Origin of the sequence: Streptomyces aureus (genome assembly GCF_000725495.1) — a bacterium.
GTDB classification, from domain to species: domain Bacteria; phylum Actinomycetota; class Actinomycetes; order Streptomycetales; family Streptomycetaceae; genus Streptomyces; species Streptomyces aureus_B.
This window is the reverse complement of the sequence record NZ_JNZD01000008.1, coordinates 129,748-151,254: the sequence shown is the minus strand read 5'-3', so window position 1 is coordinate 151,254 and position 21,507 is coordinate 129,748. Positions and strand designations below refer to the sequence as shown.

Genomic DNA, 21,507 nt, shown 5'->3' with positions numbered 1-21,507 from the left:
CGGGGCCCGGTCCTCAGAACAGGCTGAGCAGGGCTTCCGCCGGGTCCGTGAGGGTGGTTCCGCCGTCCGGGAGGGGGAGTTCGAACCACACCGTCTTTCCACGCGGGGTCCGGCGGGAGCCCCAGCCGGCCGACAGGAGGCCGACGAGCTGGAGGCCCCGGCCGCCCTCGTCGGTGTCACGGGCGCGGCGGCGGCGCGGCTGGACGAGGCCGGCGTCCCAGACCTCGCAGACGAGGGTGCGGTCCAGGAGCAGGCGCAGTCTGATCTCGCCCTCGCCGTAGCGCAGGGCGTTCGTCACCAGCTCGCTGACCAGCAACTCGGCCGTGTCGACGAGCGGTTCGAGGTCCCAGGCGACGAGCTGGGTGCGCGCGTACTCGCGGGCTCGGCCCACGCTGCGCGGCTCACGGGGCAGGGTCCAGTCGCCGACGGACTCGGCGGGCAGCCCCTGGACGCGCGCCATCAGCAGGGCGATGTCGTCCTCGCCGTGATGGGTGTCGAGGGTGTTCAGGACGTGGTCGCAGACGTCCTCCAGCGGCCTCGCGGGGTCGGTGAGGGCACCGACGAACGCCTGGAGTCCCTCGTCGAGGGGATGGTCGCGCGATTCGACCAGTCCATCCGTGTAGAGCGCCAACAGTGCGCCTTCGGGCAGTTCGACCTCCACCTCCTCGAACGGCTCGCCGCCCACCCCGAGCGGCATCCCGGGCGGTACGTCGAGCATCAGCGCGGTCTCACCGGGCTCGACGAGCACGGGCGGCAGATGGCCCGCGTTGGCGAAGGTGCACCGGCGGGTCACCGAGTCGTAGACGGCGTACACACAGGTCGCGAGATACACCTCGGAGAGGTCGGCGTCGCGGGGCTGGCGGGCCGTGCGGGTGGCCTGCTGGACCCCTCCGGGGGTGCCGAGGCCGCGCGCGATCTCGTCCAGCGCCGAGAGGACCTCGGCGGGTTCGAGGTCGAGCAGGGCCAAGGTGCGTACGGCGGTACGCAGTTCGCCCATCGCCACGGCGGCGCGCAGTCCGCGCCCCATGACGTCACCCACCACCAACGCCGTGCGGTGACCGGGGAGTTCGATGACGTCGAACCAGTCGCCGCCGACCTCGGTGGCGGCGTTGCCCGGCAGATAGCGGCAGGCGATGTCGAGGCCGGAGGCCTCGGGGTCGCCCGGGGGCAGCAGGGACCGCTGCAGGATGAGGGCGCGTTCGTGCTCGCGGCGGTACAGGCGGGCGTTGTCGATGCAGACGGCCGCGCGGGCGGCCAGCTCCACGGCCAGGGCGCGGTCGCGCTCCCCGAAGGGTTCGCTGCCCTTCGTGCGGGAGAACTGGGCGAGTCCGACGACGGTGTCGTGGGCGACCATCGGGACGGCCAGGGTGGACTGGATGAGGCCGCCGCCGTCGTCGGCGGGTATGTGCTGCGGGCGCGCGGTGCGCAGGGCGTCCGCGCAGGGCGAGTTGAACGGGTAGTGGTGGACCGCGCCGACGGCGACGGGCACGGGGCCGCCGGCGAACGGCGCGTCGGAGACGGCGCTGGCGAAGGCGACCCGGCGGAGTTCGGCGCTGCCGTCCGCGAGACCGGGCGGGGTCTCGTCACCGACGAGCAGCCCCTGGTAGAGGTCGACGGTCGCGAGGTCGCAGAAGCCGGGGACCACGACGTCGAGGAGTTCGCGGGCTGTGGTCTCCAGGTCGAGGGAGTTGCCTATGCGGGCGCCCGCCTCGTTCAGCAGGGCGAGATTGCGCCGGGCGGCAGCGGCCTCGCGGGCGGCGGCGCGGCGGGAGGTGATGTCGGTTCCGAGCCAGGCGATGCCGATGGGGCGGCCGCTTCCGCTGTGCACGCGGTAGAGGTTGATGGACCAGTGGCGGCGCTCGTCGGAGCCGGGCACCTGCCCGGTGACGTGCATGTCCGTGATGGAGTCGCCGGTCTCCAGGACCCGGCGCAGGACCGCGGTCACCCGCTCGGCCTCGGCGCGCGGGAGATAGTCGTGGACGCCCTTGCCGCGGTGGTCGTCGACGGTGCCGCCGAAGATCGAGGCGAACCGCTGGTTGGCGCGCCGGACCTGGAGGTCGGTGTCGATCAGCAGGAACCCGAAAGGAGATTGACCGAAAATCGCCTGCGAGGCGGCGAGGTCCGTCTCCATCGTCCGCAGGGTCCGGACGTCCACCACGATGCAGACGGCGGCCCGCTCGCCGTGCTCGTTGGTCGTCGGCATGACGTAGACCTCGGCGAGACCCTCGCGCGTCGCGAGGTCCCCGGCGTCCTCGTCCGCGCCCTCGGGGGCGGGTGTGCGGAAGGGCACGAGCCCGGTCCACTCACGGCCGTCCAGGATCTCCGCCATCTTCCGCTGACCGGACTCGCGCCGGTCGGCGGGGACGAACGCCTCGACGGGATCCATGCCGACGGCCCGCTCCGCCGGGATGCCGAATATCTGCTCGGCCCGCAGGCTCCACTGGTCGACGAGGCCGTCGGCGCCGATGGAGAAGGAGGCGGCCTTGATGTAGTCGTAGACCGAACCGGGCGGACTGCTCTGCCACATGGGGTCGCCGGGGGCCTCGTCGGGGCCGTCGCCGGCCGGACCGACCGCGTCATGGGCCGCCGCGCCGCGGGCCGCTCGCGTGTCGTGGGCCGCCGCTTCATGGGCCGCCCCTGCGTCATGGGCCGCCCCCTCGGCGCTCGCGTCGCCGGTCGCGCCGGGAACCGCGCGCGCGTCATCGCCCGCCGCATCAGCCCTGGCGCCGCCCGACGGGTCCTCGGACTCCGTGGCCTTCGCTGGTATCTCGCTCACGCGAACCGTCCCCTCCAGCTCACCGCGCCCGGCACCGGTCACCAGGGGCGGCTGCCCGCAGTATCCAGCACTACGGGGCCGCACGGCACGGTGTTCACGATCACAGCACGGTCCCGATGATTTTTGGACCGGCCGCGACATACTCCCAGTCTTCTAACCAGGTGGCGCCCCGTCGAACCAAACAACGCGACACCTGTCGGAAGCGGGTTCCGGTCGCGCGCGGCCGGGGCGTCCCCGCCTCCGCTTCACCGACCGCTCCGGCCCGGCCGTCGCGACGCGGATCAGCCCGGCACGGCCAGTTCGAACCAGACGGTCTTGCCGTCGTCCGCGGGCCGGGTGCCCCAGCGCCGGCACGAGCCGGCCACGAGCTGGAGTCCGCGGCCGCTCTCGTCGGAGGAGTCGGCGGACCGTTCGCGGGGCGGGTCCGGCAGCGGGTCGGAGACCTCGACGCGCAGGGCGCCCGGCACGTCCCCGGTGCGGACGAGACGGACGCCGATCGGGCCCGTGGCGTGCCGGAGCGAGTTCGTCACCAGTTCGCTGACCAGGAGGGTCGCGATGTCGCCGAGGGATTCGAGGTCCCAGTCGCGCAGTTGCCCCCGGACGACGGCGCGGGCGGTGCGGACGGCACCGGGCTCCGCGGGAAAGGTCCACTCGGCGCAGTCGCCGTCAGTGTCGATCAAGCCGATCACTTCCCAGACCAGAAGCCGCCCGTGCCCGGTTTCGGGGGGTTAATGGGCACATACCCGTATCGGTGACGGTTTATCGCGCCGGGGCACACTCTGGCGCGAACGGCGCACGCGCGGGCACCCGGAACGTCATGCGTCCCGATCGAGCCACGGCAGTGCGCTCTTGACCGCCGCCACGTCCTGGTCGAGCCAGTCCACGTCCCAGATCTCCCCGGGGGTGAGCCAGCGCAGTTCGTCGTGGTCCTCGAGGGGCTCCGGTTCGGCCGAGCCGGGCAGCAGCCGGGCGGCCCACACGACCAGGACGTATCCGGGTTTCAGCGGCCATTCGCCGGGGACCCGCTCGGTCGCCCGCGCCTCCACGCCCAGTTCCTCGCGCAGTTCGCGCACGAGGGCGCGCTCGGGGCTCTCGCCGGGCTCGACCTTGCCGCCCGGGAGCTCCCAGCGCCCGGCGAGGTCGGGGGGCGCGCTGCGGCGGGCGGCGAGCAGGCGTCCGGCGCGCACCACGGCGCCCGCGACCACCACGATCCGTTCCGTCATGCGCCGGAGCCTACGGGAGGGGGAGGGTGTCGGACGCCCGCCCGGTCAGCGGGTTCCGTTCGGGCCGATCCGCTCGACCCAGTAGAGCTGTTTGTGCCCTCGGGCGTCGAGGCTGTCCGCGATCTTCTGGGCCTCGGCGCGGGTCGCGTACCTGCCGACGCGATAGCGATTGCCGTTGTCGTCCTGTCGTATGACGAGCCAGGGAAGCGTGATCGTGCCGTCGTTCATCGAGCCCCTCCACTTCCCGCCCCGGGCCCCCGCCGAACCCCGCATTCCAACGAAACCGCAATACGCATATGCCCGAGCCTACGCCTTACCTTCACGCAGCGAACACGGGTTTACACAAAGAGGTACGCAACCGGCCAGTAGGGAAGGTCGACCCAGGGGGCGCACGCCGTCGAACACGCCGCTCACGACCCTCGCGCGCCCTGGAAAGGGTGCATTCGTCCCGGGAACCGCTCCTCGAGAAAGGCCGGATCCGAACCGGGCACACGAGCGGTTCCGCCGGCGCGCGGACCATCGGCGACACGCGGAACCGTCAGCCGTGCACCGGGCCGTGCACCAGGGCGGGTTGCTCCGCACGGAGGTGACGCGTGGTCACTTCACCGGCAGGTGATAGGCGATCCGGTAGCGGTCCGCCGGGACCACCACGTCCGCCGTCTCTACCGGCCGGCCCGAGGCGTAGAAGGTGCGCTGGATGACGACGACCACATGCCCGGGCACGCCGCCCAGCGCCAGGAGTTCCTCGGCGAGGCCGGGGCGCGCCCCCACCTCCTCGGTGACGTTGTCCACGATCACGTCGATGGCCGCCATGCGCTCGACGACCCCCATGCCGCCGAGCGGTCCCTCCTCGGGGAGCATCACCGGCGTACGCCCGGTCACGGCGAGCGGCTCCCAGGAGGTGGAGAGCATCATCGCCTCGCCGCCGTCGCGGTAGACGTAGTTCGTGCACATCACGCGGTCGCCCGGCTGGATGGCCAGCCGCTCGGCGATCACGCCGCTCGCCTCGACCTGGCGGCTGTGCGACTCCCAGGTGCCGCGCACGGCGAAGTCGGCCTGCTCCTGGCGGAAGGGGGTGGCGCCGCTGTCCGGGCGGTACCCGGAGCGGGCGACACGGCGCGGCACGGGCCGCTCGCGGACGTAGGTGCCGGAACCGGAGCGGCCCTCGACCAGGCCCTCGGCCATCAGCACCTTGCGCGCCTCCAGGGCGACGGTGTCCGAGACCCCGTACTCCTCGCGGATCCTCGCCTGCGAGGGGAGCCGGGTGTGCGGTGGCAGCGAACCGTCGACGATCTTCTTGCGGAGATCACCCGCGACGCGCAGATACGCCGGCTGCTCACCGAATGTCACTTAGCCGCTCCCATCAGGTTGTACAGACAGCAACAGCGTGGCAACCGTGGGTTGTGCCATGCAAGCGAAGGCCAGAGAATCACTCGAAGTGATGACGCATGCCCCCTGAGGCCATTACGCAGGCACTTTCTCCCCACTGTGGCGGCCGTCACACCTCGATTCCGCTGCCGTCTTCGCCGCCGCTACCGGCACCCCCGCCGGTGTCCTCCTCGGGCGGGGTGGTGGCGAGCCCCAGAGCCTTGCGGGTCGTGACCGTCCTCTTCGGGTCGATGATCTTCAGAGCCTTCTCGTAGTGGGCGTAGAAGGTGTCCGCGTCCGACGCCTTCGCGGCCTTCGCCCACTCCGCGCGGGACCGGTCGAGGTCCTTCACCAGCGCCGCGACCCGCTCCCCCGCGGCGGGAGCGAACGTATGGCCGCGCAGCAGGTCGGCCTGCTCCGCGAGCGCGCCCGAGACCCGGGTCGCCCACCGCCGGTGGCCCGGCAGGTCGTCCTCGACGTACTCCTCCTCGGGGGCCGAGGCCATCGCCCTGTTGAGGACCCGCGCCGCCTCCAGATAGGCGACCTGGTCCGCGTCGAGCGTGGTGGAGTCCTCGCGCAGCGAACCGGTCAGGGTGCCGTGCTCGTCGGTGTTCCCGAACATGCACGTGATCTCACGGTCGCCCATGCCCCAGCTCTGCCGGGTCGGCGTGAAGTAGTAGACGTCGACGTCGTCCGGGACGGCCCAGCCGTCCATCGCGTACGTGTCCACGAGGGAGTAGCACATGTCCCCGGCCTCGTCGGAGACCGCCGTGTCGCCCGGGTAGGAGCCGTCGTGCGCCTTCGCCTCGGCGAACACCTCGCCGTCGTGCTTCCCGGAGCACGGCACGGTGTCGACGTCGTAGGCGACGCCCTCCAGGGTGCCCTCCGGTGTGTCGAAGCACTGGCCCTTGTGCAGCGAGAACGCGCTGCCGTCGCCGCGCGCCCCCTCCGTGAAGCCGTCCCAGAAGTCGCGCGCTCCCCCGGTGGCGACCATGAGCGCGAGCAGCACGACACCGACCGACGACATCACCATGCCGGCCACCGCCATCCCCTTGCCGCGCTGGCCGCGCTTCCTGATCTGGACGAGCGCCACGATCCCGAGCACCAGCCCGACGGCCGGCAGGAAGCAGAGGATGCCGAGGACCAGCGCCGCGATGGCGAGCCCGTTGACGGGAGCCTGCTGCCCGTAGGGGGACCACGGCTGCCCCCAGGGCCCGTACGGACCCGCGTACGGGCCCTGCTGGTAGGCGCCCTGCGGCGAGGGGCCCTGCGGGTACGGAGCGTGCGGGTACGGCGGCGTCCCCGGCGGCGGGTACGGCCCCTCGGGCTGCTGCGGGCCGGGCGGCGGGGGTGTGGCCACGTTCTCCGTTGCTCCTCATCCGTTCGCGTCCCCTTCACGATGGAACGCGCGTACGACTGCCGAATGGCTGCGCGCATCGTAAGCGCGGCACGGACGGGGTCGTGACGGGGGCGCCCCGCGACGGCCGGAACCCGGCGTTCCCCCGCGCCCCCAGCCGGGTTCCGCCCCCGGCGTCTTCGCCGCGCCCTGCCCCGCCCCGCCCCGGAGCCTTCGCCGCGTCCCGTCCCCGGAGCCTTTGCCGCGTTCCGCCCCCGGGGCGCGTCTAACCTGCCTCCATGACTGCACTGCCGGACTGCTTCTGCCCGACGGACGGCACGCGCGTCCCCGCCGGCTCGCTCGCCTGGTGCTGCCCGGTCTGCCGCGGCCCGCTCGACCTGGACTTCGCGCCGACGCCGGCTCCCCTCGCCTCCCTCACCGGCCGGGTGAACTCGATGTGGCGGTACGCGGAGTGCCTGCCGCTGTCCACGCCCACGGTCAGCCTCGGCGAGGGCCGTACGCCCTTGTTCCCCCTGCGCGAGGGCGTCCTCGCCAAGCTCGACTTCCTGATGCCGACGCTGTCGTTCAAGGACCGCGGGGCGGTGATGCTGGCCGAACTGGCCCTGCGGCTCGGGCCCCGGCGGGTGATCGCGGACAGCAGCGGCAACGCGGGCACGGCGGTCGCCGCGTACTGCGCCCGGGCCGGGCTGCCCTGCGACGTCTACGTCCCCGAGGGCACCTCCGCCAAGAAGCTGGAGCAGATCGAGGCGCACGGGGCCAAGCCGCGGGTGGTCGAGGGCGACCGCGAGGCGACGGCCCGCACGGCGCGCGAGGCGGCCGACGAGGACGGCGTGTTCTACGCCTCGCACGTGTTCAACCCGTACTTCCTGCACGGCACGAAGACGTACGTCCACGAGGTCTGGGAGGACCTCGGCGGGCGTCTGCCGGACGTCCTCGTCCTGCCGGTCGGCAACGGCACGCTGCTGCTGGGCGCCGCCCTCGCCGTGGCCGAACTGCACACGGCCGGGCTGATCGACCGGAGGCCTGCTCTCCACGCCGTCCAGGCCGCCGCGGTCGCCCCGCTGGCCCGCGCCTGGTCCGAGGGCGCCGACGACCTCGTCGGGGTCACGCCGACGGCGCCCACGTTCGCCGAGGGCATCGCGATCCCGCACCCGCCGAGGGCCCGTGCCGTCCTGAGCGCGGTGCGCGCCTCCGGGGGTGCCTTCCTGACCGTGACGGAGGATCAGATCCGCCACGCCCAGGCGGATCTCGGTGGCCGCGGGCTGTACGTGGAGTCCACCGGGGCGGCCTGCTGGGCGGCGATCCGCGAGGGCGCCCTCGGCACCCGGGAGGCGGTGGTACCGCTGTGCGGCGCGGGCCTGAAGTCGGGACGGGCGCAGACCTGATCCGGCGTCACGGTGGAGCGGAGATCACGGCACAGGGCTTCAACCGGGGAACCCCGGTACCGGCGACGTCGACCGACACCCGTCCGGCACGGTGAGAAGTCACGAAAGCCGGAAGGGCCCGGCCCCGAAGAGCCGGACCCTTTCCGCCCCGCGTCTACGCCCGATCAGGGGCGTGACGCCGGTGCAGCCGTTACACGTTGAAGCGGAACTCCACCACGTCGCCGTCCTGCATCACGTACTCCTTGCCCTCCATGCGGGCCTTGCCCTTGGCGCGGGCCTCGGCGACCGAGCCCGTCTCGACCAGGTCGGCGAAGGAGATCACCTCGGCCTTGATGAAGCCCTTCTGGAAGTCGGTGTGGATCACACCGGCGGCCTCGGGGGCCGTCGCGCCCTTCTTGATCGTCCAGGCGCGGGACTCCTTGGGACCGGCCGTCAGGTAGGTCTGGAGGCCGAGGGTGTTGAAGCCGACGCGGGCCAGCGTGGCGAGGCCGGGCTCCTCGGCGCCGACGGACTCGAGGAGCTCCAGGGCGTCCGCCTCGTCGAGCTCGGCGAGGTCCTGCTCCAGCTTGGCGTTCAGGAAGATCGCCTCGGCGGGGGCGACCAGGGCGCGCTGCTCGGCCTTGAAGTCCTCGTCGACCAGCTCGTCCTCGTCCACGTTGAAGACGTAGAGGAACGGCTTGGTGGTGAGCAGGTGCAGGTCGTGCAGCAGCTCCTCGTTGCCGGAGCCCTGGACGATGCCCGCGGAGAACAGGGTGTCGCCCTTCTCCAGGATCTCCTTGGCCGCCTCGACCGCCGCGACCTTGGGCGCGATGTCCTTCTTGATGCGCGACTCCTTCTGGAGCCGCGGCAGGACCTTCTCGATCGTCTGGAGGTCGGCGAGGATCAGCTCGGTGTTGATCGTCTCGATGTCGTCCTTGGGCGAGACCTTGCCGTCGACGTGCACGACGTTCTCGTCCTTGAACGCACGGATGACCTGGCAGATCGCGTCCGACTCACGGATGTTCGCGAGGAACTTGTTGCCCAGGCCCTCGCCCTCGCTGGCGCCGCGCACGATGCCCGCGATGTCGACGAAGTCGACGGTCGCCGGCAGGACGCGCTGCGAGGAGAAGATCTCGGCCAGCTTGGTCAGACGGGGGTCGGGGACACCGACCACGCCGACGTTCGGCTCGATCGTGGCGAACGGGTAGTTGGCCGCGAGCACGTCGTTCTTGGTCAGGGCGTTGAACAGGGTCGACTTGCCGACGTTGGGCAGACCGACGATTCCGATCGTGAGCGACACGTTGCGACTTCCCGTACGAGAGGATGGGCGAGGGGCCCTCCAGAAGAGCGGGCCGATCCACCAGTCTACGGCGTGCCCCGGCTCCCGCCCGCGAGGTATCGAACGCATGGCCAAGGTCGTTCCACGGCCCCGGCTTCGGCCCGTCTCCGGCGTGTCCCAGGGGCCATTCCACACATAAAACGACCTAAGTTGGTCCAGTGGAGCAACACAGGACGCGTCCCCCTCAGTACAGACCGCGACGCGGGGCACCCGTTCCGGCCCAGGCCGGGCGGACCGCGGGCGGCGGTGTCGGACGGGACGGCCCGGCGGCGCGGCGGCCCGCGCCCGCGGCGATCCGGCAGCCGGGACGGACGTCCCGGCCCCGGCTGACCGGGCTCGGCGCCGGCCTGTTCTGCGGCGCGTCGATGTTCGCGCTGGCCTGCCTCGACGCCCTGCTGTTCGACGGCTCGGCGACGGTGTACGGGGTGCTGTTCCTGCCGGTGTGCGTGCTGACCGGGCTGTGGGTGCGGCCCGGTGACCTGGTGACCGCTCCCGTGGTCCTGCCGATCGCCTTCGCCTTCGGCCTGCCGCCCATCGCCGAGGACGGCGGAGGCGGTGTCGGCGGCCACCTCATGGGCCTGGTCACCGCCCTCGCGCTCCAAGCGGGCTGGCTGTACGGGGGGACTCTGGCCGCGGTCCTCGTCGTGGCCGTCCGCAGGATCCAGCTGATGAACCGCCGCCGCGCGGCCAGGCAACGGGACCGGGCGCGCGAGGTGCCGCCCGGCCGCCGGCCGCGCTGACCGACGCGGCGGGCCTGCCACCGGCCCTAGTGGTGGGTCTGTGCGGCTCGCATCGCCGCGCCCACGATCCCGGCGTTGTTCTGGAGCTGCGCGGGGACGATCTCCGCCTTGATGCCCTGGATCAGCGGCAGGAACTTCTCGGCCTTGCGGCTGACGCCGCCGCCGATGATGAACAGCTCCGGGGAGAACAGCATCTCGACGTGGGCGAGGTACTTGGTGACCCGGCGCGACCAGTGTTCCCAGGTCAGGTCGTTGTCGTCCTTGGCCTTGGTGGACGCCTTCTTCTCGGCGTCGTGGCCGTTCAGCTCGAGGTGGCCCAGCTCGGTGTTCGGGACCAGCTCGCCCTCGGTGAACACGGCGCTGCCGATTCCGGTGCCGAACGTGAGCAGGATGACCGTGCCCCGGCGGCCCTTGCCGGCGCCGAACTCCATCTCGGCGACACCGGCCGCGTCCGCGTCGTTCAGCAGGGTCACCGGCAGCCCGCCGAGCCGCTCGCCGAGCAACGCGCCCGCGTCCACGTCGATCCAGGACTTGTCGACATTGGCGGCCGTACGGATGGTGGAACCGCCGGTCACCACGCCCGGGAACGTGATGCCCACCGGGCCGGTCCAGCCGAAGTGGTCGATGACGTCCTTCACGCCGTCGGCCACCGCGTCGGGCGTCGCCGGGTGCGGGGTGAGCACCTTGCAGCGCTCCTCCGCGAGGTCCCCGCGGTCAAGGTCCACGGGGGCACCCTTGATCCCGGATCCGCCAATGTCCACACCGAAGATCTTCATGGCCCTACGTTACGTCGTACGGCTGACCGTCACTTCCCGGACGGACCGCCGGTGCGTGCCTCCACGAGAGCGGCCGCCTCGGCGCGCAGGTCGCGGCGCAGCTCCTTGGGGAGCGAGAAGGTGATGGACTCCTCGGCCGCCTTGACGATCTCCACGTCCTCGAAGCCGCGCCCGGACAGGAACTCCAGGACCTGCTCGACCAGGATCTCGGGGACGGAGGCGCCGGAGGTGACACCGACCGTGGTGACTCCCTCGAGCCAGGTCTCGTCGATCTCCTCGGCGAAGTCGACCAGGTGGGCGTCGCGGGCGCCGGCGAGCTTGGCGACCTCGACCAGGCGCACCGAGTTCGAGGAGTTGCGCGATCCGACCACGATGACGAGGTCGGCCTCCGCGCCCATCTGCTTCACGGCGAGCTGGCGGTTCTGCGTGGCGTAGCAGATGTCGTCGCTCGGCGGGGAGATGAGCAGCGGGAACTTCTCCTTGAGGGCGTCGACCGTCTCCATGGTCTCGTCGACCGAGAGGGTGGTCTGGGAGAGCCAGACGACCTTGGAGGGGTCGCGGACCTCGACCTTGTCGACGTCCTCGGGGCCGTCGACCAGGGTGATGTGGTCGGGCGCCTCGCCGGAGGTGCCGATGACCTCCTCGTGGCCCTCGTGCCCGATGAGGAGGATGTCGAAGTCCTCGCCTGCGAAGCGGACGGCTTCCTTGTGGACCTTGGTGACCAGCGGGCAGGTGGCGTCGATGGTGGCGAGCCTGCCGGCCGCGGCCTCGTCGTGGACGACGGGGGCGACGCCGTGCGCCGAGAACATGACGATGGACCCCTCGGGGACCTCCGCCGTCTGTTCGACGAAGATCGCGCCCTTCTTCTCCAGGGTCTGCACCACGTACTTGTTGTGGACGATCTCGTGACGGACGTAGATCGGAGCCCCGTACTGCTCGAGGGCCTTCTCGACGGCGATCACGGCGCGGTCCACGCCCGCGCAGTAGCCACGGGGGGCGGCGAGCAGGACACGGCGGCCGGGCGAAGCAGTCATGCCCACCATCGTAAGGCCGCGCCCGGGGGGCCGGGGATCGCCTCCGCCCCGACCTGGCCGTTCGACGGGGCGCACGGGCTCGCGGGTGTTGTCGGTGGCGGCCACTACGCTCGGGCGCATGGCTCTCAACACGTCCGCGGAGACCCCGCTGCCCGTCGGCGAGGTGTCACGGCTCATCGGGGGATGGATCGACCGGCTCGGCGCAGTGTGGGTCGAGGGGCAGATCACCCAGTTGTCGCGGCGCCCCGGCGCGGGCGTCGTCTTCCTGACGCTGCGCGACCCGTCGTACGACATCTCGGTGAGCGTGACCTGCTACCGCCAGGTCTTCGACGCCGTCGCCGACGTGGTGAGCGAGGGCGCCCGGGTGGTCGTCCACGCCAAGCCCGAGTGGTACGCGCCCCGGGGCCAGCTGTCCCTGCGGGCCGCCGAGATCAAGCCGGTGGGGGTGGGGGAGCTCCTGGCCCGGCTGGAACAGCTGAAGAAGTCGCTGGCGGCGGAGGGCCTGTTCGCGGCCGGGCGCAAGAAGCCGCTGCCGTTCCTGCCGCAGCTCGTCGGGCTGGTGTGCGGGCGGGCCTCGGCGGCCGAGCGTGACGTGCTGGAGAACGCCCGGCACCGCTGGCCCGCCGTCCGCTTCGAGGTGCGCAACGTCGCCGTGCAGGGCGTCCACGCGGTGCCGCAGGTCGTGCAGGCGGTGCGGGAGCTGGACGCGATGGACGAGGTCGACGTGATCGTCGTGGCGCGCGGCGGCGGCAGCGTGGAGGACCTGCTGCCGTTCTCGGACGAGCAGCTCGTCCGGGCGGTCGCGGACTGCCGTACGCCGGTCGTGTCGGCGATCGGGCACGAGCCGGACAGCCCGCTGCTCGACCTGGTGGCGGACCTGAGGGCCTCCACGCCGACGGACGCCGCCAAGAAGGTCGTACCGGACGTCGGCGAGGAGTACGAACGGGTGCGGTTCCTGCGGGACCGCGCGCGGCGCTGTGTGCAGGCGTTCGTGGACCGTGAGGAGCGCGGCCTGGCGCAGGCGCTGGCCCGGCCCTCGATGGAGGACCCGCACCGGATGATCGACGAGCGGGCGGACCAGGTCTCCGCCCTGCTCGACCGGGGCCGGCGCACCCTCGGGCATCTGCTGGACCGCGCGGACTCGGAGCTGACGCACACCCACGCGCGCGTGGTGGCCCTGTCCCCCGCGGCGACCCTCCGGCGGGGGTACGCGGTGCTGCAGCGGGACGACGGCCATGTGGTCCGGGACCCGGCCGAGGTCGCGGCGGACGAGCCGCTGCGGGCGCGGGTCGCCGAAGGTGAATTCACGGTTCGAGTCGATGCATAGGGTGGGCGGATGACCAGCAAGGTGGACGAGGCGCTCGGCTACGAGCAGGCGCGGGACGAGCTGATCGAGGTCGTACGCCGCCTCGAGACGGGCGGGACGACCCTGGAGGAGTCCCTGGCGCTCTGGGAGCGCGGCGAGGAGCTGGCCAAGGTGTGCCGGCGCTGGCTGGAGGGCGCGCGGGCCAGGCTGGACGCGGCGCTGGCGGAGGAGTCGGGGGAGGCGGAGGACTCGGGCGAGGACTCGGGCTCCGGTTCCGGCCGGGACTCCGGCTGACGGACGCGCGCGGAGCGCTGCCGGGCATCACCGTGGCCGGCCCCGTCGGGGCCGGCCACAGGCATGTCGTGGGGCGGCGAGGGGCCGGTGACAGGCGGGCCGACAGGCGCGTGCAGGGCCAGCCGACAGGCACGGGCGGGGCTCGCCGACCGGGCGCCGGGGCCGCCTTCACCGGCCGCGCCGTTGTGAAGCGGATCACTACGCCCCGCTTTTGGTTGAACTTTAAACCTCTTGGACGTACTGTCGTACTCGCCAACAGATCCCCCCATGGATCCACCGCACATACCGAGAAGGTTTCTCATGTCTCTCGTCCTTGACCCCACCGCTCAGGACCTGCTGTTCCGCGAGGCCCGCACCGCGAACACCTTCACCGACGAGCCGGTGACCGACGAGCAGGTGCAGGCGATCTACGACCTGGTCAAGTTCGGCCCCACCGCCTTCAACCAGTCGCCGCTGCGCATCACCCTGGTCCGCTCCCCCGAGGCCCGTGAGCGCCTCGTGCAGCACCTGGCCGAGGGCAACCGGGCGAAGACCGCCGCCGCCCCGCTGGTGGCGATCCTCTCCGCGGACAACGAGTTCCACGAGGAGCTGCCGGAGCTCCTCCCCCACTTCCCCGCCGCCAAGGACCTCTTCTTCTCCGAGCGCCCGGTCCGCGAGGGTTCCGCCGCGATGAACGCCGCCCTCCAGGCCGCGTACTTCATCATCGGCGTCCGTGCCGCCGGCCTCGCCGCGGGCCCGATGACCGGTGCCGACCTCGCCGGGGTCCAGAAGGAGTTCCTGGACGACGACCACACCCCGCTGATGATCGTCAACATCGGCAAGCCGGGCGAGGACGCCTGGTTCCAGCGCTCCCCGCGCCTGACGGCCGACCAGGTCATCACCACCGTCTGACCCACCGCACCGACCCGCCGCTACGGCGGACCGGCCACGACGGTCCGCCCCGCAGGGACACGAGAAGGGCCCCCGGCACTCCCGCCGGGGGCCCTTCCGCGTACTCCAGGGGACTACGAGGTCTTCAGGGACTCCGCCATCTTCGCCAGCGAGGCGAACGAACCCGTGCCGGTCACGACCGTCGTGGAGCCCTTCTCCCGCAGGACCAGGGCGTCGTAGTGGCCGCCCTCGTAGCGCTGCCAGGTCCGGTCGCCGATCCGCTCGACGGCCTTCGTCGGCCGCGCGCCCTGGCTCGCCGCGTCGATGAAGACGGCCGGCCGCTGAGTGGACTGCTCGACCGCCACGTACTGACCGTCGGGAGCCTGGTAGCCCAGATGCCAGGCGTCGAACTCGCTGCCGTCGTACCGGACCGAGGTCGCCTTCCACGCCGAGGGCAGCCCCTCGGGGGCCGCCACGGGATAGCTCGCCGCGCGGCGCGCCGTCAGCAGCTCGACCCGGTAGTCGACACGCTTGAGATCGGGCTCGGAGTCGTCATGCGGGATGAAGATGTAGATGACGCCCGCCATGAGCCCGATGAGGCCCAGGGAAAGAATCATGTCCCGGACCGACTGCTTGCCTTTCATACCTGCCACGCACCTATCGTCGCAGGTGCCCTGGCCTGCTCATCCGTGGGGCCCCCTGCTCATTTTGTAAGCCTGGCGATAGAGTCGGGACATCACCCTCATCCGGCCGTCGTCGTATCAGAAAGGTGCGTGTCGATGACCGAACATCATCTGCCCTCCGAACTCGAGGTCCCGTCCGAGGCTCCGGACCGCAACCTCGCCCTGGAGCTCGTCCGGGTCACCGAGGCAGCGGCCATGGCCGCGGGCCGCTGGGTCGGCCGCGGCGACAAGAACGGCGCCGACGGCGCCGCCGTCCGCGCCATGCGCACCCTCGTCTCCACCGTCTCGATGAACGGCGTCGTCGTCATCGGCGAGGGGGAGAAGGACGAGGCCCCCATGCTCTTCAACGGGGAGCGCGTCGGCGACGGGACCGGTCCCGAGTGCGACATCGCCGTCGACCCGATCGACGGGACCACCCTCACCGCCAAGGGCATGACGAACGCGATCGCCGTGCTCGCCGCGGCCGACCGCGGCACCATGTTCGACCCGTCCGCGGTGTTCTACATGGACAAGCTGGTCACCGGGCCCGAGGCCGCCGACTTCGTCGACATCAACGCGTCCGTGGAGGTGAACATCCGCCGGGTCGCCAAGGCCAAGCGGGTCACCCCCGAGGACGTCACGGTCGTCATCCTGGACCGGCCGCGCCACGACGGGATCATCAAGGAGATCCGGGAGACCGGCGCCCGCATCAAGCTGATCTCCGACGGCGACGTCGCCGGCTCCATCCTCGCCCTGCGCGAGGGCACCGGCATCGACCTGCTGCTCGGCATCGGCGGCACGCCCGAGGGCATCATCTCGGCCTGCGCCGTGAAGTGCCTGGGCGGCACCATCCAGGGCAAGCTGTGGCCCAAGGACGACGAGGAGCGGCAGCGGGCGATCGACGCCGGGCACGACCTCGACCGCGTCCTGACCACGAACGACCTGGTCTCCGGCGAGAACGTCTTCTTCGTCGCGACCGGCATCACCGACGGCGAGCTGCTGCGCGGTGTGCGCTACCGCTCGGAGACCGCGACGACCGAGTCGATCGTGATGCGCTCCAAGTCGGGCACGGTCCGCCAGATCCGGTCGGAGCACCGGCTGAGCAAGCTGCGGGCGTACAGCGCGATCGACTTCGACCGCGCCAAGTAGGAAACCGGCCCGCGGGCCGGGCGCCCACGCGGCGCGAGAAGGGGCGCCCTTTGTGCGGAGGGGCGCCCCTTCTTCGTGCCTGCGTGGCCGGGGCTTCCGCCCGCACGACCACGGACCGGGACACCGGCACCGGGCCACCGGCGCGGCCTCGGACCGGGACGGGCGGGCCCGCGGGTCTCGCACGGCTCTCGCGGAGGGTGCCGCTCCCCTGGCGAACGGGGCGGGCCGGAGAGTCGGCCGGCCCTGCCGTCCGGGGCGATCGCGCCGGTGACGCCGTCGCCCCCGGCCGCCCGCCGTGACACGGCGGAGCCGGATCAGCCGGCCGCGGCTATCGTGCCGTGGGCCGCCTTCTTCAGTTCCATTTCGCGGCGCCGGCGCCGGGCGAGGACGACACGGCGCTCGGCGGCGGTCAGACCGCCCCAGACTCCGTACGGCTCGGGCTGGAGCAACGCGTGCTCGCGGCACTCGACCATGACCGGGCAGCGGGCACAGACACGCTTGGCGGCCTCCTCCCGGGAGAGCCGTGAGGCGGTCGGCTCCTTGGAAGGGGCGAAGAACAGGCCGGCCTCGTCACGCTGGCACACCGCCTCCGTGTGCCATGGCGCTTCCTGATCCCTGTCCCGCACGGGCGCCCGCTGGGCCGGAACGGCAGCTACCTGCAGGGACTGATGCGGCGGTTGCAGCACGGTCTACTCCTGACGACGGCTTCGCGAGCGTGCCGGGCGCCGGGGAAGTCCCGCAGCGCCCTCCAAGAGACGATGCAGCAAGCCCTACCCGCTGTGCGCGCGCCTATGCACTGCGTGCCGAAGCCCGGCCGTTCTCCCGGATGATCGATCGTCCGCCGTCGGGCGGCCGCATCGGCCGCCCGCATATTCACGACCGTCAACGGTCGAGGTGCTTGCGCAAACTCCGGTCCAGCCGGTCCGCCACCCGGTCGTTCACCCGGCTCGTCACCCGGTCGAGGATGTCGGCGATGAGCTTGCCGCGCTTGGGCCGCGCCTCCACGTTCCCGAGGACGGCGAGGCCGTCGATGTAGACCACGGGAGCGTCGGGGTCGCCCGAGTCCAGCGTGTCCACCTCGAAGTTGCCGAGCACCCCGCCGCCGCTGCCGCGCAGCGAGACGTTCTCCGGGACGAAGATCTCGACGTTGCCGAAGACCGAGATCGCCTTGATGACGACCTGCTGGTACTCGAAGATCGCCTCACTCAGGTCGATCTCGACGTTGCCGAAGACCGAGTACGCGTGGATGCGCCGGCCCGCGCGCCAGCGGCCCTTGCGGACGGCGGAGCTGAAGACCGCCACCACGTTCTCGTCGGCCTCGGCCGGGATCGCGCCCTGGGCGGGGCGGTTGGGCGCGGAGACGTACGCGGACGCGGCGCGGCCGGTGTGCGCGGCGGGCAGGTCCCGCACGAAGCCGTCGAGCTCGCCCACCGTCTTGGTGGCCAGCACGCCCTCGACCCGCTCGGCGTGCTCCTCCGGGGTCAGCCGCCCCTCGGCCAGGGCCTCGCGCAGGATGTCGGTGATCCGGTCGCGGTCGGCGTCCGAGGCGCGCAGCTCGGCCGGCTTCGCCGCCGTGGCGGCACTCGCGTCGGGGCTCTTTTGAAGGTCCACGGCACCAGCGTACCCAAACGCGATAGATCGCGACTACCCCTCTCCCGGCACCCGTCCGGAACCCGCCCCGCGCCGGGGTCCGCGGGTCCGGTGTCCGAACTGAGCCTTACCTCACAGCCTCGCCGTCCGCGCCAGGTTCTACGCTGGTGGACGCTGCCAATGACGGCCGGCCTCCGGCGAGTGAGCCGACGGGGCGCGCCCGAGGCGAGGCCCCTAAAGCTGTCTGTCGAGTGAGGAATGGGCGAGATGCCTGAGTTCGCGTACACCGATCTGCTCCCCCAGGGAGAGGACACCACCCCGTACCGGCTGGTGACCTCCGAGGGTGTCTCCACCTTCGAGGCCGACGGGCGCACGTTCCTCAAGGTGGAGCCGGAGGCGCTGCGCAAGCTCGCCGCGGAGGCCATCCACGACATCCAGCACTACCTGCGCCCGGCGCACCTCGCCCAGCTGCGCCGCATCATCGACGACCCCGAAGCCTCGGCCAACGACAAGTTCGTCGCCCTGGACCTGCTGAAGAACGCGAACATCGCGGCCGCGGGCGTGCTCCCCATGTGCCAGGACACCGGCACGGCGATCGTCATGGGCAAGCGCGGCCAGAACGTGCTCACCGAGGGCGGCGACGAGGCCGCCCTCTCGCGCGGCATCTACGACGCGTACAAGAACCTGAACCTGCGCTACTCGCAGATGGCCCCGCTGACCATGTGGGACGAGAAGAACACCGGCTCGAACCTGCCGGCGCAGATCGAGCTGTACGCCACCGACGGCGGCGCCTACAAGTTCCTGTTCATGGCCAAGGGCGGCGGCTCCGCCAACAAGTCGTTCCTCTACCAGGAGACGAAGGCGGTCCTCAACGAGGGCTCCATGATGAAGTTCCTGGAGGAGAAGATCCGCTCGCTGGGGACGGCCGCCTGCCCGCCGTACCACCTGGCGATCGTCGTCGGCGGCACCAGCGCCGAGTACGCGCTGAAGACCGCGAAGTACGCCTCCGCGCACTACCTGGACGAGATCCCCTCCGAGGGCTCCGAGCTCGGCCACGGCTTCCGGGACAAGGAGCTGGAGGAGAAGGTCTTCGAGCTGACCCAGAAGATCGGCATCGGCGCGCAGTTCGGCGGCAAGTACTTCTGCCACGACGTGCGCGTGGTCCGCCTGCCGCGGCACGGCGCGTCCTGCCCGGTCGCGATCGCCGTGTCCTGCTCGGCCGACCGCCAGGCCGTCGCGAAGATCACTGCCGAAGGCGTCTTCCTGGAGCAGCTGGAGACCGACCCGGCGCGCTTCCTGCCGGAGACCACGGACGAGCACCTGGACGAGTCCTCCGACGTCGTCCGGATCGACCTCAACCAGCCGATGGACGACATCCTCGCCGAGCTGACGAAGTACCCGGTCAAGACCCGCCTCTCGCTCTCCGGCCCGCTCGTCGTGGCGCGCGACATCGCGCACGCCAAGATCAAGGAGCGGCTGGACGCGGGCGAGGACATGCCGCAGTACCTGAAGGACCACCCGGTGTACTACGCCGGTCCGGCCAAGACCCCCGAGGGCTACGCCTCCGGCTCCTTCGGCCCGACGACGGCCGGCCGCATGGACTCCTACGTCGAGCAGTTCCAGGCGGCGGGCGGCTCCAAGGTGATGCTCGCCAAGGGCAACCGCAGCAAGCAGGTCACGGACGCCTGCGGCAGCCACGGAGGCTTCTACCTCGGCTCCATCGGCGGACCGGCGGCCCGGCTCGCCCAGGACTGCATCAAGAAGGTCGAGGTCGTCGAGTACGAGGAGCTCGGCATGGAGGCCGTCTGGAAGATCGAGGTCGAGGACTTCCCGGCGTTCGTCGTCGTCGACGACAAGGGCAACGACTTCTTCCAGGACCCGGCGCCCGCCCCGACCTTCACCACGATCCCGGTGCGGGGCCCGGGTCTGGCCTGACGGTACGGCTCGTACGGCGTCCTGAGGGCGGCCGTACGGGCGATCGCGCGGGTGCCCCGACGGGGTGCCCGGCGCGAGGGCACGCAGCAGGGGTGAACGGCCGCCGGACCGGCGGCCGTTCGTCGTTTCCGCGCGCCGGTCCGTCCGGGTGAACGGTCCCGCGCGTGCCGGGCGGGAACACCGGCGGGCTCCGCGATGCTGTCCCCCATGGAGGTGTCACCCATGACGGATGGCCTGGGCGAGGGCGCGTACCGGATCGAGCACGACTCCATGGGCGAGGTGAGGGTGCCCGCGGACGCGAAGTGGCGGGCGCAGACCCAGCGCGCCGTGGAGAACTTCCCCGTCTCGGGGCAGCGCCTGGAGCGCGCGCACATCGAGGCCCTGGCCCGGATCAAGGGGGCCGCCGCGAAGGTGAACGCCGAGCTGGGCGTCATCGACGAGGATGTGGCCGCCGCGATCCAGGAGGCCGCCGCGGAGGTCGCGGAGGGGCGCTGGGACGCGCACTTCCCGGTCGACGTCTTCCAGACGGGCTCGGGCACCTCCTCCAACATGAACGCGAACGAAGTGATCGCGACGCTCGCCGGCGAGCGTCTCGGCCGGGACGTGCACCCCAACGACCAGGTGAACGCGTCGCAGTCGAGCAACGACGTGTTCCCGTCCTCCATCCACATCGCCGCGACCGCCGCCGTGACCCGCGATCTCGTGCCCGCGCTGGAGCATCTGGCCGCGGCGCTGGAGCGCAAGGCGCGGGAGTTCGCGGACGTGGTGAAGGCGGGGCGCACCCACCTCATGGACGCGACGCCGGTGACGCTGGGCCAGGAGTTCGGGGGGTACGCGGCCCAGGTGCGGTACGGGGTCGAGCGGCTGGAGGCCTCGCTGCCGCGGCTGGCCGAACTGCCGCTCGGCGGCACCGCCGTGGGGACCGGGATCAACACGCCGCCCGGGTTCTCCGCCGCGGTGATCGCGGAGGTGGCCCGGTCGACCGGGCTGCCGCTGACCGAGGCCCGCGACCACTTCGAGGCGCAGGGGGCGCGCGACGGGATCGTGGAGACGAGCGGGCAGCTGCGGACCGTCGCCGTCGGGCTGACGAAGATCGCGAACGATCTGCGGTGGATGGCTTCGGGGCCGCGCACCGGACTGGCCGAGATCGCCCTCCCGGACCTCCAGCCCGGCTCCTCGATCATGCCGGGCAAGGTGAACCCGGTGATTCCCGAGGCGGTGCTGATGGTCGCCGCGCAGGTGACGGGCAACGACGCGACGGTCGCCGTCGCGGGCGCGGCCGGGAACTTCGAGCTGAACGTGATGCTGCCGGTGATCGCCAGGAACGTCCTGGAGTCGGTGCGGCTGCTCGCGAACGTCTCGCGGCTGCTGGCCGACCGGACGGTCGACGGGATCGTCGCACACCGGGAGCGGGCCCGTGAGTACGCGGAGTCCTCGCCGTCGGTGGTGACGCCGCTGAACAGGTACATCGGGTACGAGGAGGCCGCCCGGGTCGCGAAGACGGCGCTCGCGGAGCGCCGGACGATCCGCGAGGTGGTGCTGGACTCGGGGTACGTGGAGCGCGGTGACCTGACCGTCGAGCAGCTCGACGAGGCGCTGGATGTCCTGCGGATGACGCACCCGTAACGGCCCGTGTCCGCCGAGAAACGCCTGATGACGCCCCCGTAACAGCGGGTTCCCGAAGGCGTGAACCGTGACGCGAACCGCAGCGTCGTATGCCGGGG

General features: G+C 71.8%; 20 protein-coding genes. 8 read left to right on the top strand and 12 right to left on the bottom strand.

The genetic code is table 11. The features are described from left to right. Positions 1-13: 13 nt before the first annotated feature. The 6 genes from IO36_RS16400 to IO36_RS16375 form a co-directional block, all read right to left on the bottom strand. On the bottom strand, positions 14-2,776 hold the full coding sequence (locus IO36_RS16400) for a SpoIIE family protein phosphatase (protein WP_037620667.1): 2,763 nt from the start codon (positions 2,774-2,776) through the stop codon (positions 14-16). A gap of 281 nt (positions 2,777-3,057) precedes the next feature. Further along, entirely contained in the window at positions 3,058-3,465 is a 408-nt protein-coding gene (locus tag IO36_RS16395; protein ID WP_037620666.1) for an ATP-binding protein, read from the bottom strand. 126 nt (positions 3,466-3,591) lie between these two features. Continuing rightward, complete coding sequence (locus tag IO36_RS16390) at positions 3,592-3,999, bottom strand: (deoxy)nucleoside triphosphate pyrophosphohydrolase (protein ID WP_037620665.1); 408 nt, start codon at positions 3,997-3,999, stop codon at positions 3,592-3,594. A gap of 45 nt (positions 4,000-4,044) precedes the next feature. Next, positions 4,045-4,227: an SPOR domain-containing protein gene (locus IO36_RS16385; RefSeq protein ID WP_037620664.1), complete on the bottom strand. Its 183-nt coding sequence runs from the start codon at positions 4,225-4,227 to the stop codon at positions 4,045-4,047. A 369-nt stretch (positions 4,228-4,596) separates the two neighbouring features. Beyond that, positions 4,597-5,349 carry a GntR family transcriptional regulator gene (locus IO36_RS16380; RefSeq protein WP_037620663.1) on the bottom strand — a complete coding sequence of 251 codons (753 nt, stop codon included), beginning with the start codon at positions 5,347-5,349 and terminating at the stop codon, positions 4,597-4,599. A gap of 148 nt (positions 5,350-5,497) precedes the next feature. Next, the gene (locus IO36_RS16375) at positions 5,498-6,727 is read right to left on the bottom strand and encodes a DUF4190 domain-containing protein (RefSeq protein WP_037620662.1); all 1,230 of its coding nucleotides are present in this window, start codon (positions 6,725-6,727) and stop codon (positions 5,498-5,500) included. Between the two features lie 275 nt (positions 6,728-7,002). Here IO36_RS16375 and IO36_RS16370 point away from each other — a divergent pair, with 275 nt between their 5' ends. After that, positions 7,003-8,109, top strand: coding sequence for a threonine synthase (locus IO36_RS16370; protein ID WP_037620661.1), 1,107 nt, complete (start codon positions 7,003-7,005; stop codon positions 8,107-8,109). Positions 8,110-8,299: 190 nt separating this feature from the next. Here IO36_RS16370 and ychF read toward each other — a convergent pair whose 3' ends face one another. Further along, a complete protein-coding gene (ychF, locus tag IO36_RS16365) occupies positions 8,300-9,388 on the bottom strand; it encodes a redox-regulated ATPase YchF (RefSeq protein WP_037620660.1) in 1,089 nt (362 codons plus the stop codon). A 197-nt stretch (positions 9,389-9,585) separates the two neighbouring features. Between ychF and IO36_RS16360 the strand changes: the two genes are divergently transcribed. After that, a complete protein-coding gene (locus tag IO36_RS16360) occupies positions 9,586-10,167 on the top strand; it encodes a DUF6542 domain-containing protein (protein ID WP_037620659.1) in 582 nt (193 codons plus the stop codon). A gap of 26 nt (positions 10,168-10,193) precedes the next feature. On the opposite strand, the gene ppgK is transcribed toward IO36_RS16360, so the two are convergent. Next, on the bottom strand, positions 10,194-10,943 hold the full coding sequence (ppgK, locus tag IO36_RS16355) for a polyphosphate--glucose phosphotransferase (RefSeq protein WP_037620658.1): 750 nt from the start codon (positions 10,941-10,943) through the stop codon (positions 10,194-10,196). A 29-nt stretch (positions 10,944-10,972) separates the two neighbouring features. Continuing rightward, positions 10,973-11,986: a 4-hydroxy-3-methylbut-2-enyl diphosphate reductase gene (locus tag IO36_RS16350; protein WP_037620657.1), complete on the bottom strand. Its 1,014-nt coding sequence runs from the start codon at positions 11,984-11,986 to the stop codon at positions 10,973-10,975. A gap of 109 nt (positions 11,987-12,095) precedes the next feature. On the opposite strand from IO36_RS16350, the gene xseA reads away from it, so the two are divergent. The 3 genes from xseA (at position 12,096) to IO36_RS16335 (ending at position 14,468) form a co-directional block, all read left to right on the top strand. Continuing rightward, positions 12,096-13,304 (top strand): exodeoxyribonuclease VII large subunit, encoded by a 1,209-nt coding sequence (gene xseA / locus IO36_RS16345; protein WP_037620656.1) that lies wholly within the window; start codon positions 12,096-12,098, stop codon positions 13,302-13,304. Positions 13,305-13,313: 9 nt separating this feature from the next. Next, the gene (locus IO36_RS16340) at positions 13,314-13,577 is read left to right on the top strand and encodes an exodeoxyribonuclease VII small subunit (protein WP_037620655.1); all 264 of its coding nucleotides are present in this window, start codon (positions 13,314-13,316) and stop codon (positions 13,575-13,577) included. A 300-nt stretch (positions 13,578-13,877) separates the two neighbouring features. Then, complete coding sequence (locus IO36_RS16335; protein WP_037620654.1) at positions 13,878-14,468, top strand: malonic semialdehyde reductase; 591 nt, start codon at positions 13,878-13,880, stop codon at positions 14,466-14,468. A 113-nt stretch (positions 14,469-14,581) separates the two neighbouring features. Here the strand turns inward: IO36_RS16335 and IO36_RS16330 are convergent, their stop codons facing one another. Next, a complete protein-coding gene (locus tag IO36_RS16330; protein WP_037620653.1) occupies positions 14,582-15,100 on the bottom strand; it encodes a DUF4245 domain-containing protein in 519 nt (172 codons plus the stop codon). 126 nt (positions 15,101-15,226) lie between these two features. On the opposite strand from IO36_RS16330, the gene glpX reads away from it, so the two are divergent. Then, positions 15,227-16,258: a class II fructose-bisphosphatase gene (glpX, locus tag IO36_RS16325; protein ID WP_037620652.1), complete on the top strand. Its 1,032-nt coding sequence runs from the start codon at positions 15,227-15,229 to the stop codon at positions 16,256-16,258. A gap of 314 nt (positions 16,259-16,572) precedes the next feature. On the opposite strand, the gene IO36_RS16320 is transcribed toward glpX, so the two are convergent. Both IO36_RS16320 and IO36_RS16315 read right to left on the bottom strand, forming a co-directional pair. Beyond that, positions 16,573-16,944, bottom strand: a complete 372-nt coding sequence (locus tag IO36_RS16320) for a WhiB family transcriptional regulator (protein WP_078943239.1) — start codon at positions 16,942-16,944, stop codon at positions 16,573-16,575. Between the two features lie 196 nt (positions 16,945-17,140). Then, positions 17,141-17,869 (bottom strand): DUF1707 SHOCT-like domain-containing protein, encoded by a 729-nt coding sequence (locus IO36_RS16315; RefSeq protein ID WP_037620650.1) that lies wholly within the window; start codon positions 17,867-17,869, stop codon positions 17,141-17,143. 246 nt (positions 17,870-18,115) lie between these two features. Here IO36_RS16315 and IO36_RS16310 point away from each other — a divergent pair, with 246 nt between their 5' ends. Then, positions 18,116-19,783: a fumarate hydratase gene (locus IO36_RS16310; protein ID WP_037620649.1), complete on the top strand. Its 1,668-nt coding sequence runs from the start codon at positions 18,116-18,118 to the stop codon at positions 19,781-19,783. A gap of 222 nt (positions 19,784-20,005) precedes the next feature. Continuing rightward, on the top strand, positions 20,006-21,409 hold the full coding sequence (locus tag IO36_RS16305; protein WP_037620648.1) for a class II fumarate hydratase: 1,404 nt from the start codon (positions 20,006-20,008) through the stop codon (positions 21,407-21,409). The last annotated feature ends 98 nt before the right edge of the window (positions 21,410-21,507 follow it).

What these genes read in the sequence shown, in the direction of transcription:
- IO36_RS16390 (WP_037620665.1), bottom strand. Translation starts at nt 3,999, where the DNA reads ATGACGGAACGGATCGTGGTGGTCGCGGGCGCCGTGGTGCGCGCCGGA.
- IO36_RS16385 (WP_037620664.1), bottom strand. Translation starts at nt 4,227, where the DNA reads ATGAACGACGGCACGATCACGCTTCCCTGGCTCGTCATACGACAGGAC.
- IO36_RS16370 (WP_037620661.1), top strand. Translation starts at nt 7,003, where the DNA reads ATGACTGCACTGCCGGACTGCTTCTGCCCGACGGACGGCACGCGCGTC.
- ppgK (WP_037620658.1), bottom strand. Translation starts at nt 10,943, where the DNA reads ATGAAGATCTTCGGTGTGGACATTGGCGGATCCGGGATCAAGGGTGCC.
- IO36_RS16350 (WP_037620657.1), bottom strand. Translation starts at nt 11,986, where the DNA reads ATGGTGGGCATGACTGCTTCGCCCGGCCGCCGTGTCCTGCTCGCCGCC.
- xseA (WP_037620656.1), top strand. Translation starts at nt 12,096, where the DNA reads ATGGCTCTCAACACGTCCGCGGAGACCCCGCTGCCCGTCGGCGAGGTG.
- IO36_RS16340 (WP_037620655.1), top strand. Translation starts at nt 13,314, where the DNA reads ATGACCAGCAAGGTGGACGAGGCGCTCGGCTACGAGCAGGCGCGGGAC.
- IO36_RS16335 (WP_037620654.1), top strand. Translation starts at nt 13,878, where the DNA reads ATGTCTCTCGTCCTTGACCCCACCGCTCAGGACCTGCTGTTCCGCGAG.
- glpX (WP_037620652.1), top strand. Translation starts at nt 15,227, where the DNA reads ATGACCGAACATCATCTGCCCTCCGAACTCGAGGTCCCGTCCGAGGCT.
- IO36_RS16310 (WP_037620649.1), top strand. Translation starts at nt 18,116, where the DNA reads ATGCCTGAGTTCGCGTACACCGATCTGCTCCCCCAGGGAGAGGACACC.
- IO36_RS16305 (WP_037620648.1), top strand. Translation starts at nt 20,006, where the DNA reads ATGACGGATGGCCTGGGCGAGGGCGCGTACCGGATCGAGCACGACTCC.